The organism is Mesorhizobium tianshanense (genome assembly GCF_007830515.1).
Lineage (GTDB): Bacteria > Pseudomonadota > Alphaproteobacteria > Rhizobiales > Rhizobiaceae > Mesorhizobium > Mesorhizobium tianshanense.
Genome location: NZ_VLKT01000003.1, coordinates 58,901 through 75,783, shown reverse-complemented (window position 1 = coordinate 75,783; position 16,883 = coordinate 58,901). Strand labels below are relative to the sequence as shown.

Annotated in this window: 18 protein-coding genes; 6 read left to right on the top strand and 12 right to left on the bottom strand. The window is 64.0% G+C overall.

All coding sequences use genetic code 11. The annotated features are described in order from the left end of the window. Window positions 1-4: 4 nt before the first annotated feature. The gene (locus IQ26_RS03215) at window positions 5-733 is read right to left on the bottom strand and encodes a GntR family transcriptional regulator (RefSeq protein ID WP_145713381.1); all 729 of its coding nucleotides are present in this window, start codon (window positions 731-733) and stop codon (window positions 5-7) included. Between the two features lie 126 nt (window positions 734-859). On the opposite strand from IQ26_RS03215, the gene IQ26_RS03210 reads away from it, so the two are divergent. The 5 genes from IQ26_RS03210 to IQ26_RS03190 are packed head-to-tail and all read left to right on the top strand — an operon-like array spanning window position 860 to window position 5,604. Further along, a complete protein-coding gene (locus IQ26_RS03210) occupies window positions 860-1,660 on the top strand; it encodes an ABC transporter ATP-binding protein (protein ID WP_145713367.1) in 801 nt (266 codons plus the stop codon). After that, window positions 1,657-2,424: an ABC transporter ATP-binding protein gene (locus IQ26_RS03205; protein ID WP_145713351.1), complete on the top strand. Its 768-nt coding sequence runs from the start codon at window positions 1,657-1,659 to the stop codon at window positions 2,422-2,424. The genes IQ26_RS03210 and IQ26_RS03205 overlap by 4 nt, the downstream gene beginning before the upstream one ends. Further along, window positions 2,421-3,329: a branched-chain amino acid ABC transporter permease gene (locus IQ26_RS03200; protein WP_145713343.1), complete on the top strand. Its 909-nt coding sequence runs from the start codon at window positions 2,421-2,423 to the stop codon at window positions 3,327-3,329. The genes IQ26_RS03205 and IQ26_RS03200 overlap by 4 nt, the downstream gene beginning before the upstream one ends. Further along, window positions 3,326-4,309, top strand: coding sequence for a branched-chain amino acid ABC transporter permease (locus IQ26_RS03195; protein ID WP_162457857.1), 984 nt, complete (start codon window positions 3,326-3,328; stop codon window positions 4,307-4,309). The genes IQ26_RS03200 and IQ26_RS03195 overlap by 4 nt, the downstream gene beginning before the upstream one ends. Continuing rightward, on the top strand, window positions 4,306-5,604 hold the full coding sequence (locus tag IQ26_RS03190; RefSeq protein WP_145713330.1) for an NAD(P)/FAD-dependent oxidoreductase: 1,299 nt from the start codon (window positions 4,306-4,308) through the stop codon (window positions 5,602-5,604). The genes IQ26_RS03195 and IQ26_RS03190 overlap by 4 nt, the downstream gene beginning before the upstream one ends. A gap of 67 nt (window positions 5,605-5,671) precedes the next feature. Here the strand turns inward: IQ26_RS03190 and IQ26_RS03185 are convergent, their stop codons facing one another. The 6 genes from IQ26_RS03185 to IQ26_RS03160 all read right to left on the bottom strand — a co-directional run bounded on the left by IQ26_RS03185 (window position 5,672) and on the right by IQ26_RS03160 (window position 11,614). Next, the gene (locus IQ26_RS03185; protein WP_145713326.1) at window positions 5,672-6,508 is read right to left on the bottom strand and encodes a GNAT family N-acetyltransferase; all 837 of its coding nucleotides are present in this window, start codon (window positions 6,506-6,508) and stop codon (window positions 5,672-5,674) included. A 5-nt stretch (window positions 6,509-6,513) separates the two neighbouring features. After that, window positions 6,514-7,260, bottom strand: a complete 747-nt coding sequence (locus tag IQ26_RS03180; protein WP_167522657.1) for an aspartate/glutamate racemase family protein — start codon at window positions 7,258-7,260, stop codon at window positions 6,514-6,516. 8 nt (window positions 7,261-7,268) lie between these two features. Continuing rightward, window positions 7,269-8,087, bottom strand: a complete 819-nt coding sequence (locus IQ26_RS03175; RefSeq protein ID WP_145713305.1) for an ABC transporter permease — start codon at window positions 8,085-8,087, stop codon at window positions 7,269-7,271. A gap of 4 nt (window positions 8,088-8,091) precedes the next feature. Further along, the gene (locus IQ26_RS03170) at window positions 8,092-9,003 is read right to left on the bottom strand and encodes an ABC transporter permease (RefSeq protein ID WP_145713284.1); all 912 of its coding nucleotides are present in this window, start codon (window positions 9,001-9,003) and stop codon (window positions 8,092-8,094) included. A 200-nt stretch (window positions 9,004-9,203) separates the two neighbouring features. Next, on the bottom strand, window positions 9,204-10,493 hold the full coding sequence (locus IQ26_RS03165) for an ABC transporter substrate-binding protein (protein ID WP_145713271.1): 1,290 nt from the start codon (window positions 10,491-10,493) through the stop codon (window positions 9,204-9,206). A 32-nt stretch (window positions 10,494-10,525) separates the two neighbouring features. Continuing rightward, on the bottom strand, window positions 10,526-11,614 hold the full coding sequence (locus IQ26_RS03160) for an ABC transporter ATP-binding protein (RefSeq protein WP_145713257.1): 1,089 nt from the start codon (window positions 11,612-11,614) through the stop codon (window positions 10,526-10,528). A 260-nt stretch (window positions 11,615-11,874) separates the two neighbouring features. Between IQ26_RS03160 and IQ26_RS03155 the strand changes: the two genes are divergently transcribed. After that, window positions 11,875-12,588: a GntR family transcriptional regulator gene (locus IQ26_RS03155; RefSeq protein WP_145713252.1), complete on the top strand. Its 714-nt coding sequence runs from the start codon at window positions 11,875-11,877 to the stop codon at window positions 12,586-12,588. 182 nt (window positions 12,589-12,770) lie between these two features. Here IQ26_RS03155 and IQ26_RS03150 read toward each other — a convergent pair whose 3' ends face one another. Genes IQ26_RS03150 through IQ26_RS03130 form a run of 5 tightly spaced genes read right to left on the bottom strand, consistent with a single transcriptional unit; the run spans window position 12,771 to window position 16,785 of the window. Then, complete coding sequence (locus IQ26_RS03150) at window positions 12,771-13,355, bottom strand: HupE/UreJ family protein (RefSeq protein ID WP_162457853.1); 585 nt, start codon at window positions 13,353-13,355, stop codon at window positions 12,771-12,773. Between the two features lie 60 nt (window positions 13,356-13,415). Next, on the bottom strand, window positions 13,416-13,943 hold the full coding sequence (locus IQ26_RS03145) for a hypothetical protein (protein WP_145713246.1): 528 nt from the start codon (window positions 13,941-13,943) through the stop codon (window positions 13,416-13,418). A gap of 2 nt (window positions 13,944-13,945) precedes the next feature. After that, window positions 13,946-15,154: an agmatinase family protein gene (locus IQ26_RS03140; protein ID WP_145713244.1), complete on the bottom strand. Its 1,209-nt coding sequence runs from the start codon at window positions 15,152-15,154 to the stop codon at window positions 13,946-13,948. Beyond that, complete coding sequence (locus IQ26_RS03135) at window positions 15,155-15,976, bottom strand: ATP-binding cassette domain-containing protein (protein WP_145713241.1); 822 nt, start codon at window positions 15,974-15,976, stop codon at window positions 15,155-15,157. After that, window positions 15,973-16,785 carry an ABC transporter permease gene (locus tag IQ26_RS03130; protein ID WP_167522656.1) on the bottom strand — a complete coding sequence of 271 codons (813 nt, stop codon included), beginning with the start codon at window positions 16,783-16,785 and terminating at the stop codon, window positions 15,973-15,975. Before IQ26_RS03130 ends, IQ26_RS03135 begins: the two co-directional genes overlap by 4 nt. Window positions 16,786-16,883 lie beyond the last annotated feature (98 nt).

Below are 16,883 nucleotides of genomic sequence, written 5' to 3'. Positions count from 1 at the left end.
GCCCTCAATCTTTCCTGTTGGCGGATTGGAGCTTGTCGCGCAGGAAGGCGAAGGGCCGGCTGATGTCGGCCACCAGCGCTTCGCGCGCGGCTTGCGCATCCTGCCTCGCGAGCGCTGCGACGATGCTGCGATGATAGTGGGCGGTATCGACCTCGCCGGCATCGGAAAAGGCGTAGATGGCAACGCGGATGCAGGGCCCGGATTGCAGCCAGAGGCTCTCGATCATCGGGATCAGCACGGCGGAACCGCAGCAACGGTAAATCTCGAAGTGGAAGCTCTGGTTGAGCGTCGCCTCGCGGTCGATATCCTTCTTGTGCTTCAGCGCCCGCATCTCGTCCCACTCGCCGAGCATGGCTTCGACCGAAGCAATCTGGCGCGGGTTCATGCGGGTGGCGGCCAGCGCGATGGCTTCGCCCTCGATCAGGGAGCGGGCGCGCAGGAGATCGTCGATACGCTCCAGCGTGATCGGCGGTACGCGCACGGAGCGGTTTGGTAGCGCCTCCAGCGCCTTTTCCGTGATCAGCCGTCCGAGTGCCTCGCGCACCGGCATGGTGCTGGTGACCAGCGCGTCGGCGAGGCCGCGGATGGTCAGAACCTGGCTCGGCTCGAAAAGGCCGCCGATCAAGGCGCGGCGCAGCTCCGAATAGACGCGATCCTGCACGGTCTCGCGGCCGACCGGCGTGAGCTGGGCCGCGATCACCTCATTGTTCTTTTCGATGACGGCTTTTTGCATGGCATCCCGGTCTTGGCCGTTTTCGGCTTGCGGAAGAAATTAAAGCCGAATAGCGTGATCAAAGCAAGTGTGATCACAAATCAATAACCAGAAGGCGGCGACGATCGCTTTCGGCCAGAGGGCTTTATGAGTGACACGACCGCACGACAGCGGGCGGAAACCCGCACGCCGGTGCTGACGGCCAGAAATATCGTCAGGCGCTTCGGCGGCCTCGTCGCGGTCAACGATGTTTCGTTTGACGTTCGGCCGGGTGAAATACTCGGCCTCATCGGCCCCAACGGCGCCGGCAAGACGACGATGTTCGACCTGTTGGCCGGCAGCATCCTGCCGACCAGCGGCGAGATCCTGCTCAACGGCACACCGGTATCGGGAGAAGCAGCCCATCGCCGTATCGGCCGCGGCCTTGGCCGCACGTTCCAGATCCCCCGGCCTTTGCCCAATCTGACGCTGATCGAAAACGTCATGCTGGCCGCGCAGGGGCAGGCCGGCGAAAGACTGCTCGCCAACTTCCTAACGCCCCGCCGGGTCGCCGCCGAGGAAAGGGCTGCCGAGACGAGAGCCATCGAGCTGCTCGAGCTCGTCACGCTCGCCCGCCTTGCACACGAGCCGGCGCGTGTACTTTCCGGCGGCCAGCGCAAGCTGCTCGAACTCGCCCGCGTCATGATGGCCAACCCGGCGATCATCCTGCTCGACGAGCCGGCGGCCGGCGTCAACGCGACGCTGCTCGAAGTCATCATCGATCGCATTCGCGACATCAACAGAAGCGGCATCACCTTCCTGCTGATCGAGCACAATATCGACATGGTGACGCGGCTCTGCCACCGTGTCCTAGTCATGGCGAGCGGCCAGCTTCTGTGCGAAGGCACTCCGGACGAGGTGGCACGCGACCCGCGCGTCATCGAGGCCTATCTCGGAGGCGCGGCATGAGCCAAACGGTTCTCGATGTCCGCAACCTCGAAGCCGGCTACGAGCCCGGCGTGCCGATCGTGCGCGGCGCCTCGATCACCGTCGACAAGGGCGAGATCGTTGTCGTTCTCGGCCCCAATGGCGCCGGCAAGTCGACCCTAATCAAGGCGATCGCCGGCCTTGTCCCGATCACGGGCGGCACGGTCCTGCTGGACGGCAGGGATATCACCGCGGCGCCGGCCCACACCATGGTCCGCCTCGGCCTTGCCTTCGTGCCGCAGACCGAAAACATCTTCGCGCTGATGTCGGTCGAGGACAATCTGAAGGTCGCCTGCGGCATCCTGAAGCCGCGCGAGACCCCTGCCCGCATTGAGGAAATGTATGCGGCCTTTCCCGATCTCGCCCGTCAGCGCAAGACCGCCGCCGGCAACCTCTCGGGCGGACAGCGGCAGATGCTGGCCGTCGCCCGGGCGTTGATCGTCCATCCCAAGGTGCTGGTGCTTGACGAGCCGTCGGCCGGCCTGTCGCCGAAATTCGTGTCGATGGTCTTCGAGATGCTGGCCGGTATACGCATACCCGGCGTCACCATTCTCCTGGTCGAGCAGAACGCCAAGGCGGCACTCGCCATCGGCGACCGCGCCTATGTGCTGGTCGAGGGCAAGGACCGGCACGAAGGCGTCGCCTCCGAGCTGTGGAACGATCCGGTCGTCGCCGAACTCTATCTTGGCCAGCGCCGCCTCGATCCTGAAGGAGACCGCCATTCCGGCAAGGCGGGTGCTGCATGAACCTGCAATTTGTCGTCGACGGATTGCTGGCGGGCTCGATGATCGGCCTCGGCGCCATCGGCGTGACGCTCACCTATTCGATCCTGCGCTTCTCGAACTTCGCGCATGGCGACTTCATGGCCTGGGGCGCCTATGCGACGCTCGCCGTCGTCGGCGCCATCGGCGCGATGTTCGGCACGGTCGCACCAATGGCTCCCCTCTCCTTCGGCTGGCCGCTGGTCGCCGCGGTCGTCGTCGGCATGGCGATCACCGGCCTGCTGGCATTGCTGCTCGACATGGTGCTTTTCGCGCGGCTGCGGGCCAAGGGTCAGGCGATCATCGTGGTGATGGCGAGCTTCGGCGCCTCGATGGCGCTGAGAAGCCTGCTCGAATTCATCTTCACCTCGCGCCCGACCTATTTCAGCCGGGCCATCCAGATCGCTATGCCGGTCGGCTTCGGCATCCGCATCACCCCCGATCAGATCGCGCTGCTTTTGCTGACCGCCGTTCTCGTGCTCGGCGTGCATCTGTTGATGACGCGCACCCAGACCGGCCGCTCGATGCAGGCGCTGAGCCAGAATGCGGCCTTGGCGCGTATTGTCGGCATCGACGTCGCCAAGGTCGTGCGCGTCACGTGGATCGTCGGCGGGGCGCTTGCCTGCGTCGCCGGCGTCATGATCGGCATTCTCATCCAAGTCCGCCCATTCATGGGTTTCGACATGCTGCTGCCGATGTTCGCGGCCGCTATCCTCGGCGGCATCGGCAGCGTGCCTGGCGCCGTCCTCGGCGGATTGATCATCGGCATGGCCGAAGCGGGCGCGGTGCAGTTGATCGGCGCCGAATGGCGCGCCGCCGTCTCCTTCATCATCCTGATGACCGTGCTGTTCGTGCGGCCTATCGGCCTTTTCGGAGTGAGGGAACGCTGATGGATCTGCTCGGCTACGGCGCTTTCTTCCTGACCAACGCGCTGATCTTTTCGCTCGTCACGCTCGGGCTCAATCTGCAATGGGGGCTGACCGGCCTTTTCAATGTCGGGCTCGCCGGCTTTGTCGCCATCGGCGCCTACACGTCCGCGCTGCTGACCACGCCCGACGATGCCGCGCGCCTCGGCGGTTTCGACCTGCCGATCCTTGCCGGCTGGCTCGGCGCCATACTGGTGGGCGGCGTCGCCGCCGCCATCACCGGCATTGCTACGCTGCGCCTGAGATCGGACTATCTGGCGATCACCACTTTCGGCGTCGCCGTCGTCGTGCAACTGGTGGCGCTCAACGCCCAGAAGCTGACCGGCGGCCCGTTCGGCATCGGCTTCATTCCGCGGCCCTTCGGCGGCCTCGCCGAGACGCCGTTGCTGTTCAACCTGTCGAACCTGGCCGTCGTCTCGCTAGTGACGCTGATCGTCTATCTCGGGCTGGAGCATCTGTCGCGCAGCCCGTGGGGACGCGTGTTGAAGGCGCTTCGCGAGGATGAGCGGGCCGCGATATCCCTGGGCAAAAGCGCCCGTTTCTACCGCGTCCAGGCCTTTGCCGTCGGCGGCGCCATCATGGCACTGGCCGGAGCGCTGCAGGCGCATTTCACCGGCTTCATCGCGCCTGACAACTATCTGCCGATCCTGACCTTCCAGGTCTGGGTGATGCTGATTGTCGGCGGCTCGGGCAGCAACAAGGGCGCCGTCGTCGGCAGCATCCTGGTCTGGGCGATATGGGCCGGATCGGGGACCCTTACCAGTGTGCTGTTCTCGCCCGAACAGCAGGCACGCGCCGCCTCGCTGCAGATCGTGGCGATCGGCGTGATGCTGTGCATCATCCTTCTGGTCAGGCCGAACGGCCTCTTCGGCGACAGGCCGCGGCGTCCAAGGTTCGGCAAGCGTGCCAAAGTGGCTACGGGCGAGAGCGGAACAGCGTCATGATCGACGTTGCCGGGCCTCCCGGCCTTTCCCTCTGGCACGCCGTCAGCCGCAATCGCCGCGAACGGCCCGCCCTTGAAGGCGCGCTCGATGTCGATCTGGCAATTGTTGGCGGCGGATTTTCAGGACTTTCGACCGCGCTGCACGCTGTCGAAAAAGGCAACTCGGTCGCCGTCCTCGAAGCGGAAATCACCGCCTGGGGTGCAACCGGCAGGAATGCCGGCTTCGTCGTGCCGAATTTCGCGAAAAGGGACCCGGACGATATCGTTGCCCAGCTCGGGCCAGAGCGCGGCGAAGGCCTTGTCGATTTCGCAACCGGCAGTGCCGACCTCGTCTTCGACCTGATCAAGCGGCACGGCATCGAATGCAACGCAGTCCAGAGCGGATGGATACAGCCAGCCCATTCGCAGGCCGCTTTGGAAAAGACGAGATCGCGCGCCGAGCAGTGGGCAAGGCGCGGGAAACCGGCCGTTGCGCTGGACAGGCAGGCGATCGAGGAGCTGACCGGCGTTCGTGGCTATCCCGGCGGCTGGATGGATCGGTCGGGCGGCGTCCTCAATCCGGTCGAATATGCGCGCGGGCTCGCTGACGCGGCGGAGAAGGCCGGCGCACACCTCTTCGAGCATACGCGTGTTGCATCGATCGATCGCACGGCGGATGGCTGGACGTTGAAAACGGCATCGGGCTCGGTGCGCGCCGGAAAGGTGCTGATTGCCACCAACGCCTATGGCGGGCCACTGCATCGCACGCTGCAGCGAACCTACTTCCCGCTGAAGATATTCCAGATCGCGACGGCACCGCTGCCGCGCGAAATACGCGCCCGCCTGCTTCCGGGCGGGCAAGGCGTCGGCGACACCAGGCGCAATCTTTTCACCTTCCGCTTCGATGGCGAAAACAGGCTGATAACCGGCGGCATGCATAGTATTGGCCAAGGCGCCGACGCGCGGGTGCCGCAGGCAATCTGGCGACGGCTGGCGAAACATCTCGATCTCCCGGAAATCCCGCCGCTTGAATATAGCTGGTCAGGAATAGCCGCCGTCGAACCCGATTTCCTGCCGCGCCTCGTCGATCTCGGGCCCGACCTGATCGCGGGCTTTGCCTGCAACGGGCGCGGCATCGCCATGACGATAGCCATGGGCAAGGTGCTTGCGGATTGGGCTGGTGGAGCGAATGCCAAGGACCTGCCACTTCCCTTCGCGCCACCGTCGCCGATCCCGCTCCACGGTCTGATGCGGCATGCGCCAAACATGTTGCTTCCCCTAAGCATCCTGCGCGACCGGCTGGATGAGGGGCGCTAATGCATGTCGTTGCCCAAAAGTGCGCAGCGGTTTTTGGGCAACGACATGCATTAACAAAGATTGCGCCTCAACCAAGCTCCAAGGTCGTTATCGCAAAGACGCCAAACTGCGCGAGCTGCGGCGCCTTTCCCTTATACATCCGCGCCGTTTCAAAGCCCGGTTGAAGGCCGGCGGACGTCAGCCGGGCTGCAAAGTCCCCGCCGGTCTCGGGAACGTCGATATGAATGTTTCCGGATCCGGAGGCGCTGGCGAGCGCCGCGAAAAGACGGCTTGCGTCGTCGAGGCTGTCGGAGAAAAGCGGACCGATCTTGCAGCCGTCCCGGCATCGGCGCGCGACGCCGTATCCCTCGATTGCGCCATCCCTGACGATCGCAAGCGCCATATGCGGCGGGCGCAGCCAGTGCTCCAGGAACACCCTTCTCGGAGCGGGAAAGAACCGGCTGTCGTAGCCCAGGACATCCGGCACCAGTTGCGGTTCTATGGCGCGGAGGTCGCTGCCGGCGCCTGCCGGAACATCCGGCGATCCGGCGAACCGGATCGTCCGATAGGCCGGCGCAAAACCCATGCTGCGGTAGTTAGCCTGCTGTTCGACGACGCCATCGAGGCCGATCGTGCGGTTGCCGAGCCGCGCCATGCCGGCATCCCAGACCGCCTTGCCGTGGCCCTCGCCGCGCCTGTCCGGCCGACAGATGTAGAGGCCGATGAAGCCGAAGTCGTCACCATAGGCCACGGCGGAAATACCGGCCACCATCTCGCCATCGACAAAGGCGCCGATGAAACCCTGGGGATCCGCTGCCTGGAACGCTGCGGCATCGCCGAGGCCGGGGTTCCAGCCCTCCGCTGCCGCCCAGTCGACAAGGGTTTCCACTTCGTCAAGTGCGAGCGTTCGGATCGTTCGGGGCATTGCGATCACTCGGCGGCAACAGGTCCGGGGGCGAAGGATTTCAATACGCCACGATAGGGCTTTGCCAGTGGGTTTGCATAGGCGCCACGCTTGGATGTCGACAGGCCAAGCGCGATCAGTGCCTCGGCCTGCTTGACCGCCGCGCCGACACCGTCGATGACCGGAACGCCGAATTCCCGCTGCAGCTCGGCCGCAATGTCGGCCATGCCGGCGCAGCCGAGCACGATGGCCTCGGCGCGGTCCTCCTCGAGGGCGCGCGCGATCTCGCCGCGCAGCTTCAGAACCGCATCGGAGGCCGGATCTTCGAGGGCAAGAACCGGAATGTCGGCTGCGCGCACGCGTGCCCGCCCCGCCATGCCGTAGCGCTGCACCAGCCCTTCGACCGGCACGCGCGAGCGTTCGGTCGTGGTGACGACGGTGAAGCGCTGGGCGATGAACGAGGCCGTGCTGAGCGCCGCCTCGCAAATGCCGATGACCGGAATGTTGGCCATGGCGCGCGCGGCGTCGAGGCCGGTATCGTCGAAACAGGCGATGACCGCGGCCTGGGCGCCCGAGCGCTCGCCGGCAGCGATCTCGACCAGCAAGCCCGGCACGGCAAGCGCCTCGTCATAATAGCCTTCGATCGAAACCGGACCCATCGACGAGGTGACGGCGACGATTTCCGTTAGGACGCCGGCCACGAACCGCGCCGCCGCCGCGATGGTTTCGGTCATGCTGGCGGTGGTGTTCGGATTGACAACGAGGATCTGCAATGCGGTTCTCATGCATGCGCCCGGCGGCGGCCGACATAGACGATCGCACCGAGCGTCAGCAGGATCACCAGGAAGGAAAATACCGTCGTCACGGTGCCCAGCGCATAGAGCACCGGCGTCGTGACATTCGTCGTCATGCCGTAGATTTCGAGCGGCAGCGTGTTGAAGGTGCCTGAGGTCATCAGCGTGCGGGCGAACTCGTCATAAGACAGGGTGAAACCGAACAGGCCGACACCGATCAGGCTGGGCGCGATCATCGGCAGGACGACATGCGCGAAGGTCTGCCAGGAGGTCGCGCCCAAGTCCCGCGCGGCCTCCTCATAGGCCGGCGAAAACCGGTTGAAGACGGCGAACATGATCAGCACGCCGAAAGGCAAGGTCCAGGTCAGATGTGCGCCAAAGGCTGACGTGTACCAGGCGGGGCGAAAGCCGATCTGCTGGAAGACGACGCCGATGCCGAGCGAGATGATGATCGATGGCACGACCAGGCTGGCGACGGCCAGATAGAACAATGCGGTGGCGCCGTGAAATTTTCGGCGGAAGGCAAGACCGGCAAGCAGCGACACCACAACGGTCACTATCATCACCATCAGGCCGAGAGTGAAGGAACGTTTGAAACTGCCGCCGAAATCGCCGACCGCCTGGCGCTCGAACAGATTGCCGAACCAATGCAACGACACGCCGTTCAGCGGGAACGTCAGCCCACCATTCTCGCCCTGGAACGAGAGGATCAGGATCGCCGAAAGCGGGCCGTAGAGGAACAGCACGAAAACGGCGAAGAAGGCCGCCAGCACGTAGAATTCGAGGGTGCGCTTGTCATGGCTCATCGCCTCACAGCTCCTTGCGGATGTCGACGATGCGCAGGATGCTGGCGACCATCAGCAGCACCAGCACCAGGAGCACAACGGCATTGGCGGCGGCCGCCGGATATTGCAGCAGCGACATCTGGTTCTTCATCATCAACGCGACGGAGGCGCTTTGCCCGCCGGACATCACCTGCACGGTCGAAAAGTCGGCCATCACCAGCGTGACGACGAAGATGGTGCCGATCGCCATACCGGGCTTGGCGAGCGGGAAGATGACGTTCCACAGGATCTGCCAGCCGGATGCGCCGGCGTCGCGCGCGGCCTCGACCAGCGACTTGTCGATGCGCATCAGCGTATTGAAGATCGGCGTCACCATGAACAGCGTGTAGAGATGCACCATGGCCAGCACCACGGCGAATTCCGAATAGAGCAGCCATTCGATCGGCTTCGGGATCAGTCCGATCTGAACCAGCGTCGAGTTGACCAGGCCATTGCGGCCAAGCACCGGAATCCACGAGATCATTCGGATGATGTTGGAGGTCAGGAACGGCACCGTGCAGACGAGAAACAGCACCATCTGCATGACGGTGGTCCTGATATGGAAGGCGAGGAAATAGGCGACCCAGAAGCCGATGAACAGCGTCAGCGCCCAGACAATACCAGCGTATTTCAGCGTGTTCAGATAGGTTTTCCAGGTGACCCAGGAGCCGAGCGTGTCGACGTAGTTGGTGGTCAGGAAATCTGGGTACATCGCCGCGAAATCGTAATCCCAGAAGGAGACCACGGCGATCATCAGGATCGGCAGCAGAAGGAATGCGCCGAGGATCAGGGCCAGAGGTGTTGCTTGGAGGTAGGGCGCGATGGCGCCGAGCGACAGGCTGCGCCTGGCCGGTTTCGCGGACTCAACATGCGTGGATTGTTCGAGCGCTACGGTCATCAACATCTCGGTCTAGGGTGGCGACGCGACTGAGGCTGCGTTCCCTTCTCCCCCTGTGGGAGAAGGTGGATTGGCGCGCAGCACCAAGACGGATGAGGGGTGTTGGAAGAAACTCAGCGTTGGCGATCCGTCCAACACTCCTCATCCGACCGAGCTTCGCTCGGTCACCTTCTCCCACAAGGGGAGAAGGCAAGAGGGCACTACGCCGCGATAAATTCGTTCCAGCGCCTCACCATGTAGCGGTCCTCGTCCATGACCGAGTTCCAGCAGGCGACCTTGCCCATTCGCTCGACGAAGGAGCCGCCGTCGCGCACGGCGCCGGCCTTCTCCATGACCTTGCCGTCCGGCGCCATGATATCGCCCATTGCCGGCTTGCCATCGACCCAGTAGCCCCATTCGTCCTCGGACATGAACTGCTTGGCCGTGTCCATGGCGGCCGAGTAATAGCCTTGGCGGTTGAGATAGGCGCCGACCCAGCCGGACAGGTACCAGTTGATATACTCGTAGGCGGCGTCGAGTTGGGCGCCCTCGAGATGCGCTGCCAGGCCGAGGCCGCCGCCCCAGGAGCGATAGCCTTCCTTGAGCGGCTGGTATTTGCAGGCGATGCCCTTGGAACGGACCGCGGCGACGGCGGGCGACCACATCGACTGGATGACCACTTCTCCGGAGGCCATCAGGTTGACGCTCTCGTCGAACGATTTCCAGAACGCACGGAACTGGCCGTCCTGCTTGGCCTTGATCAGGAAGTCGATCGTCTTGTCGATCTCCTCCTTGGTCATGTTGCCCTTGTCGGCGTATTTGATGTTGCCCATGGCTTCCATGATCATCGCCGCATCCATGATGCCGATCGACGGGATGTTGAGGATAGCGGCCTTGCCCTTGAAGGCCGGATCCATGATGTCGGCCCAGGTGGTGATGTCGCGACCGACGAGGTCGGGGCGGATGCCCAGCGTATCGGCATTGTAGATGGTCGGAACCATCGTCATCCACTGGGTCGGTTCCTTGGCGAAGGTCTTGGCGTCCTGCGCCTCGACGAAGCCGACCGTATGCGGCGCGGTGCCTTGGGCGATGACGCTGTCGGGCGTCAATTTGCCGTTGATGAAAAGCGGTACGATCTTGTCGTAGTATTTCAGCTTCTTGACATCCATCGGCTGCATCACGCCGGACGGATACACTTTCTTGGCAATCCAGTATTCGATGTCGGCAATGTCGTAGCTGTCGGGCTGCGTCACCGCGCGCTGGGCGGCGGCGTCGGAATCGGTCGCCGTCATCTCCAGCGTGATGCCGAGATCGGCCTTGCACTTGTCGGCGATGGCGTTGAGGTTCGACACGCCGGTGCCGAACTGGCGCAGCGTGATGTTGGATTGCGCCCAGATCGTCGGGAAGCCTGATATGACGCCGGAGCCGGCGGCAAAACCGACGGCGGCAGCACCGGTCTTGAGCAGCGAGCGGCGGGAAATTCCTGTCTTCTTGTCGGTGGTGTTGGTCATGTTAGTTCCCCTTTTTGATTGGTTGTTCTGGTTCAGGAATCGAGACGGCCAAGGACGATCGCATCCTCGGCATCCCAGGCGATCGGCACTGCGTCGCCGACGGCAACCGGCTTGGCGAAGAAGCTGGTGTCGTCGACGATCACCGTGAAATCCTCGATGCCGGCGCCGTTAACCGAGAGCTTCACAGTCGAGCCGCGGTATTCGACGTTGGAGGCGACGCCGGTGAAGCCCAGCCCCGTGGCCGGCGCTTCGCCGATCCGCACATGGTCGGTGCGAATGGCGATATCGATCGGCTCACCGACCGCTCTGCCCTGCCCGCTGGCCGCAAGCGAGGCGCCACCCGGAACATTGAAGACAACCATGCCGTCGCGGCTGCCGCTCACCCGGCCGGAGACGACGTTGTGATCGCCCATGAAACGGGCGACGAACGCGGTGGCCGGCCGCTCGAAGATGGTGCGCGGATGCGCCGCCTGCTCGATGCGGCCGTCGTTCATCACCACGATCAGGTCGGCCAGCGCCATGGCCTCTTCCTGGCTGTGGGTGACGTGCACGAAGGTGATGCCGAGAGACGTCTGCAGCTTCTTCAGTTCGGCCCGCATGCGAATCTTCAGGAACGGATCGAGTGCCGACAGCGGCTCGTCGAGCAGCAGCGCCTCGGGGTCGGTGATGAGCGCGCGGGCCAGAGCGACGCGCTGCTGCTGTCCGCCCGAAAGCTGCGCCGGTCGGCGGCCGGCATAGGCTTCCATCTGCATCAGCTTCAGCATATCGAGCGCCTTGGCGCGGCGCTCCTCCTTGCCGACACCTTTCATCTTCAGGCTGAACGCGACATTGTCCACCAGGTCGAGATGCGGAAACAGCGCGTAGGACTGGAACATCATGGCGGTGCCACGCCTGGCAGGCGGCAGGTCGGTGACCACTGTATTGCCCAGACGTACGTCGCCGCTGGATATGGTCTCGTGCCCGGCGATCATGCGCAGCGTCGAGGTCTTGCCGCAGCCGGACGGGCCGAGCAGGCAGCAATAGGTTCCCGCGGGGATTTTCAAGCTGATGTCTTCGACCGCAGTCGTTGCGCCATAGATTTTCGAAACGGACACGATGTCGATTTCGGCGGCCTTGGACATCCAGCTTCCCCTTTGGTCGGGATTAACCAAAGCATCATGCGTGCCAGTTGCGTGCCGCTGCCTCAACCAATTGAATTCTTGTGAAAATCAGCACCGCAAGCCGATGCCCGCCCAAGCGGCAGTCTCGTGTCATGCACAAATTATGGGCGATTGTTACGGATCATCGCAAAAATCGTATGCAATCTTTTCTCCCATCGTATTCACTTTGGCTCTCGTGCAAGCGACCCGATTCAGGGTAGAAAGGCGCAGGGACCACCACCATGAATATAGCCGACCAGACTTTCCCTGCCGTCGACAGTGCCAACGAGGATCGCGCTCAGGCAATCCGCGACCAATTGCGCGACGCGATCGTCGATCGTCGGCTGGCGCCCGGAACCAAGCTGTCGGAAGGCGAGGTCGGCACTTTGTTCGATGTCAGCCGCACCGTGGCGCGCGCGGCGCTGCAGATGCTTTCCTTCGAGGGATTGGTGCGGACCGAGCGCAACCGCGGCGCCTTCGTCGCCAATCCGTCGCCGGAGGAAGCACGCCAGGTCTTTGCTTCGCGCCGGCTCATCGAGCCCGGCATCGCGATTGCCGCGGCCGAACGCATGACGCCGGCGCATGTCGTGGCGTTCAAAGCGCAGCTCGACGAAGAGGGCCGCTTCATTGCCGAGCGCGGACCAAGCGCAAGGCGGTCGGAAATCAAAGCTTCGGGCGATTTTCACCTGCTTCTGGCGTCGGTTGCGGGAAACGTCATCCTCCAGCGCTTCATGGAGGAATTGGTGGCGCGTTCATCGCTGGTGATCGCGCTTTACGGCCGCTCCGGTGTCTCGAGCTGCGGCCATAGCGAGCATATGAATATCCTGGAAGCGCTTGAGAGCGGCAACGCAGAACGGGCGAGCGCGCTGATGCTGCACCATATCGACCATATCGAGGCCGACCTCGATCTGCGCGTCAGGAGTGGCCCGGCACTCAGGCAGGCCCTCGAATTCTGAATGCCATTCCGACTGAGGCACGCGAAAAACTGCGCCCCTCAAAGCCGCTCGGCCCGGATTTTCAGGATCTGGTACAGCATGTCGCGAATGCGCCGCAGGCTCATCGACCATTTCTGGCTCATCTGCTTTCCAGTTCTGTTTGCCGGCCGCGCGCCGGTTACTTCACTCGGAAGAGGTGCCACTCAGAAGGCCTGTGCAGCCATGGCCATTCCAACCAGCGAGGTGGCGACACCTGCGGTGCGGACCGTCGTCGGCCAACGGGCGAGCTTGACGACGGACAAGACCCCGATCGCATGCAGCATCGACGTGCCGAGCGTGAAACCGGCTGCGTAGGCGATGCTGCTGGCGCTGTCGGGAATCTCGAGGCCGTGAGCATTGCCGTGGAAGAGGCCGAACAGAATCGTCAGCGCCGCGGCGGTGGCAAGCGGCAGCGGCCTGGCAAGGCCGACCATGGCGCCGAAGATCACAAGCGAAAGCGCGATGCCGGTTTCAAGCGAAGGCAGGCCGATGCCGGCCATGCCGAGCAAGGCTCCGGCGACCATGGCCGAGACAAAGAACTGCGGCACAAGGGCAACGCCGCGCCCGCCGGCGCGGGCGCCAATCATGCCCACCGCGACCATGGCGAGCAGATGATCCAGGCCGAAGAGGGGATGTTCGAGGCCGGCGAAAAAGCCGTGGACGTGAGGGCCGCCGCCATGGGCAAACGCCAGCGACGGCGCGAGGGCGGCGAGAGCTGAAAGGCTGCCAAGTCTTGCTAATGTTTTCATGCTTGCGAATGTTTTCATGGTTGTACCTGTTCGGTGAGAATGACGGTTCGGCGTCTGGTTTCAGCGCCCGGGAACGGCGAACTGCGAAGCGGCGGAACGGTCCGCAAGAGTGCGCGCCGCGGCGAAGCCGAGAGGCTTTTGCTCAGTGCCATCGTGATAGATGAAGGCGAGGCGGCGGCGGTGCGATGTCAGGCGCGCCGGCAACGGGTGATAGGCGACGCCGGTGCCGCCGACGAGCGGCATGACCGCGCCGACATCGACCAGATCCTCGGTCTCGACGCGCAGCAGATGAAGCCGCACGCCGTCCGCCATTTCGCCGACAAAGGGTATGCCGGCCAGACGCAGAAAGCTGGACGGGTCCGGCGCCCGCGCAAAGCCCTCGAGGAAGGCGGTTTCAACAAGATCGAGGTCGACCGACGACGGATCGGCGGGCGGCTCATGAGCCTGGTCCGGCAGGTGCGGCGTCTGCCATTGCAGCGGCTTGCCTGCGGGTCCGTTGTGGCCGAGAGGATGACGGTCGTGACGACCGTCCGGCCCGTGATGATGATGGCCATGGTCATGACTGTGGTGATGATGATCGTCGTGCATGGTCAAAAGCTCACCGGTTTGTCGATGATGGATTTATGCTTGCCGAGATTGCCGTGGGCGACCATCGAGCCGAGCGCCTCGACGACGACGCGCACGCCGAACAGCGCCGTGATGTCCGACGTGTCGTAGGGCGGCGAGACCTCGACCACCTCCAGTCCGCAAATGCCGGGCGCCGTCACCAGCCCAAGCAGCTTGAGCGCCTCGCGCGGCAAAAAGCCGCCCGGCTCCGGCCAGCCCGTGCCGGGAACGAAACCGCAATCGAGGCTGTCGACGTCGAAGGAGATGTAGACGGCGTCAGTGTCTTTCCAGGCGAGTTCTAGCGCGATTTCCGCCGCCTTCTCGAGACCCATCTGCTCGATGTCGGCAATGGTGAGCACATTGGTGCCGCGCTTCCTCGCCTCGGCGACGCCGTAGCGGGGAACCTGCCAGCCACCGATGCCGAGCTGCACGAGATTGGTCGCCGAAACATTCGGCAGGTTGGTCGCCCAATACCAGGGCGTGGTATGCATGCGCTCGTCGAGATCCTTTTCCTGGATGTCGATGTGGCGGTCGAAATGGATGATGCCGATGCGCTTAGAGGTCACGTCGGCGATCCCGCGCACGCAGGGAAAGCCGATCGAGTGGTCGCCGCCCAGCATGATCGGCAACGCGCCGGACGAGGCGACATGGCTGACGCCCTTGGTGATCTGGTCGAAGCTCTTTTCGAGGTTGGCGGGAATGGTGAAGACGTCGCCGGCGTCGCACAGCGTCATCTGCTCGCGCAGGTCGACGCCGAGCTCGTAGTTGTACGGCGTGTAGAGCGCCGAGATGCGGCGGATGCCTTGCGGCCCGAAGCGGGTTCCCGGCCTATAGGTGGTGCCGCTGTCGAAAGGAATGCCGATGACGGCTGCATCATATTTGCCGACATCGCGGACATTCTCGACATAGGGCGCCTTGAGAAAGGTGTTGATGCCGGCGAAATGCGGCAGTTCCCCGCGCGCGAATGTCGGGATCGACTTGTCGACGATCGACTCCGATCCCGGCAGGCCCATGTCGAGCGCCCATTGCTGCTCCTTGCGCCAGCCGCTTTCCGGCAGCTTTCCCTCGGCCTCGATCGACTTCCAGCCCTGCGTGCCGCGGGCGTCGAAATCGGGGTGGTGGAAGCATTCCCTGGCCTCTCGGGCGACGAGCCCTGCACGGCGGTGGCCGCGTTCGGGGATATTTCTGGACATTCAAGCTCTCCGTTGCGACGCCGTCGTCGCGATCGCGCTATCCGGCCGGGCCGTCCCGACCATCGCGGCCACCTTGGCCACGTCTTGGGGAGAAGCCCGGTTCTTACGGTCGAGCTTCAAATCGTAGGTGATCGTCGCGCCGTAGGCCGACGGGAACTGCGGGTCGTGGCGCACCTTGTCGAAGACCAGCACGCGGGTGCCGAGCTTGAAGGCCTCGCCGATGTCGTGGGTGACCATCACCACCGTCATGCCGTGCTCGGTCCAGAGCTCGGTCAGCAGCTCGTGCATCTCGACGCGGATGCCGGGATCGAGCGCACCGAACGGCTCGTCGAGAAGCAGGATCTGCGGCCGGCCGAGCAAGGTCTGCGCAATCGCCAGCCGCTGCTGCATGCCGCCGGAGAGCGATGCCGGATAAAGGTCGCGCGCATGGGCAAGGCCAACCCGCTCCAGCATGGCTTCAGCCTCTTGCCTGGCGTTTCTGCGCCTGGCGCCGAAGACGCGGCCAAACGGCCCGCCCGAGCGAAAGTCTTCGACCAGCAGCAGGTTCTGAATGGCGGTCAGATGCGGAAACACCGAATAGCGCTGGAAGACGATGCCGCGCTGCGGCGTCGGTTCGGGCACGATCGGGCCGTCGCCGACGATGACGACGCCACTGCTCTGCTGCTCCTGGCCGAGCAGGATGCGCAGGAACGTCGATTTTCCGCAGCCGCTGGCGCCGACCAGCGACAGGAATTCGCCGGCCTCGGCGATGACGTTGACCCGCTCGAGCACACGGGCATCGCCGTAGCTCTTTTCCAGCCCGTGAACGACGATGCGGCTCATCTTGCCTCCACCGGATGCGCCCAGGGAGACACCGCCTGGGAAAGCCGCACCAGCAGCCAGTCGGTGATGACGGCAAGCAGAGTGATCCAGGCGACATAGGGAAGGATGACGTCCATCGACAGATAGCGGCGGACGAGGAAGATGCGGTAACCCAGCCCCTCGGTCGAGGCGATGGCTTCGGCAGCGATCAGGAAAAGCCAGGCAGGCCCGAGCGCCAGCCGCACGCAGGTGATGAGGCGCGGCATGACTTGCGGCAGCACCAGTCGCAAAATCATGGTCCAGCTGTTGCCGCCAAGCGTCTGCGCCTTGGCCACCAGTTCGGACGGCAATTCCATCACCCGGTTGGCAATGTCGCGCACCATCACCGGCGCGACGCCGATGGCGATCAGCGTGATCTTGGCCGTTTCGCCAAGGCCAAGCGCGATGAACAGTATCGGCAGCAGCGCCAATGGTGGGATGACGCAGACGACGGTGACGAAGGGCAGCAGGAAGGCCCGCACCCGCGGAATGAAGCCGATGGCGACGCCAAGCGAAAGTGCTGCGAGCGTGGCTACGCCCACGCCCGCGAACAACCTGAGGAGACTGGCATAGGTGTCGACCCACAGGATGAGATCGCCGGAGCGCTTGTCCGGCACCGTGGCAAGGTCGAGAAAGGCCGACCACATCTGTACCGGCGAAGGCAGCAGCTTGTCGCTAGGATTGACCGCCAATCTTTGCGCCGAAGCGATCAGGTAGGCGATCGCCACGAACAAGAACGGCAAACCGCCGAGGAACAAGGCGCCGCCTCGCGAAACCTTCGCATTGATCATGCGAAGGCGCGCTTTCGGCCTTGGCGGGGAAGGGCGCGTGCCCTCCCCGCCAGCCTCGGAGACTGCATTCATGGCGCTCATTCCCTTGACCAGCATAT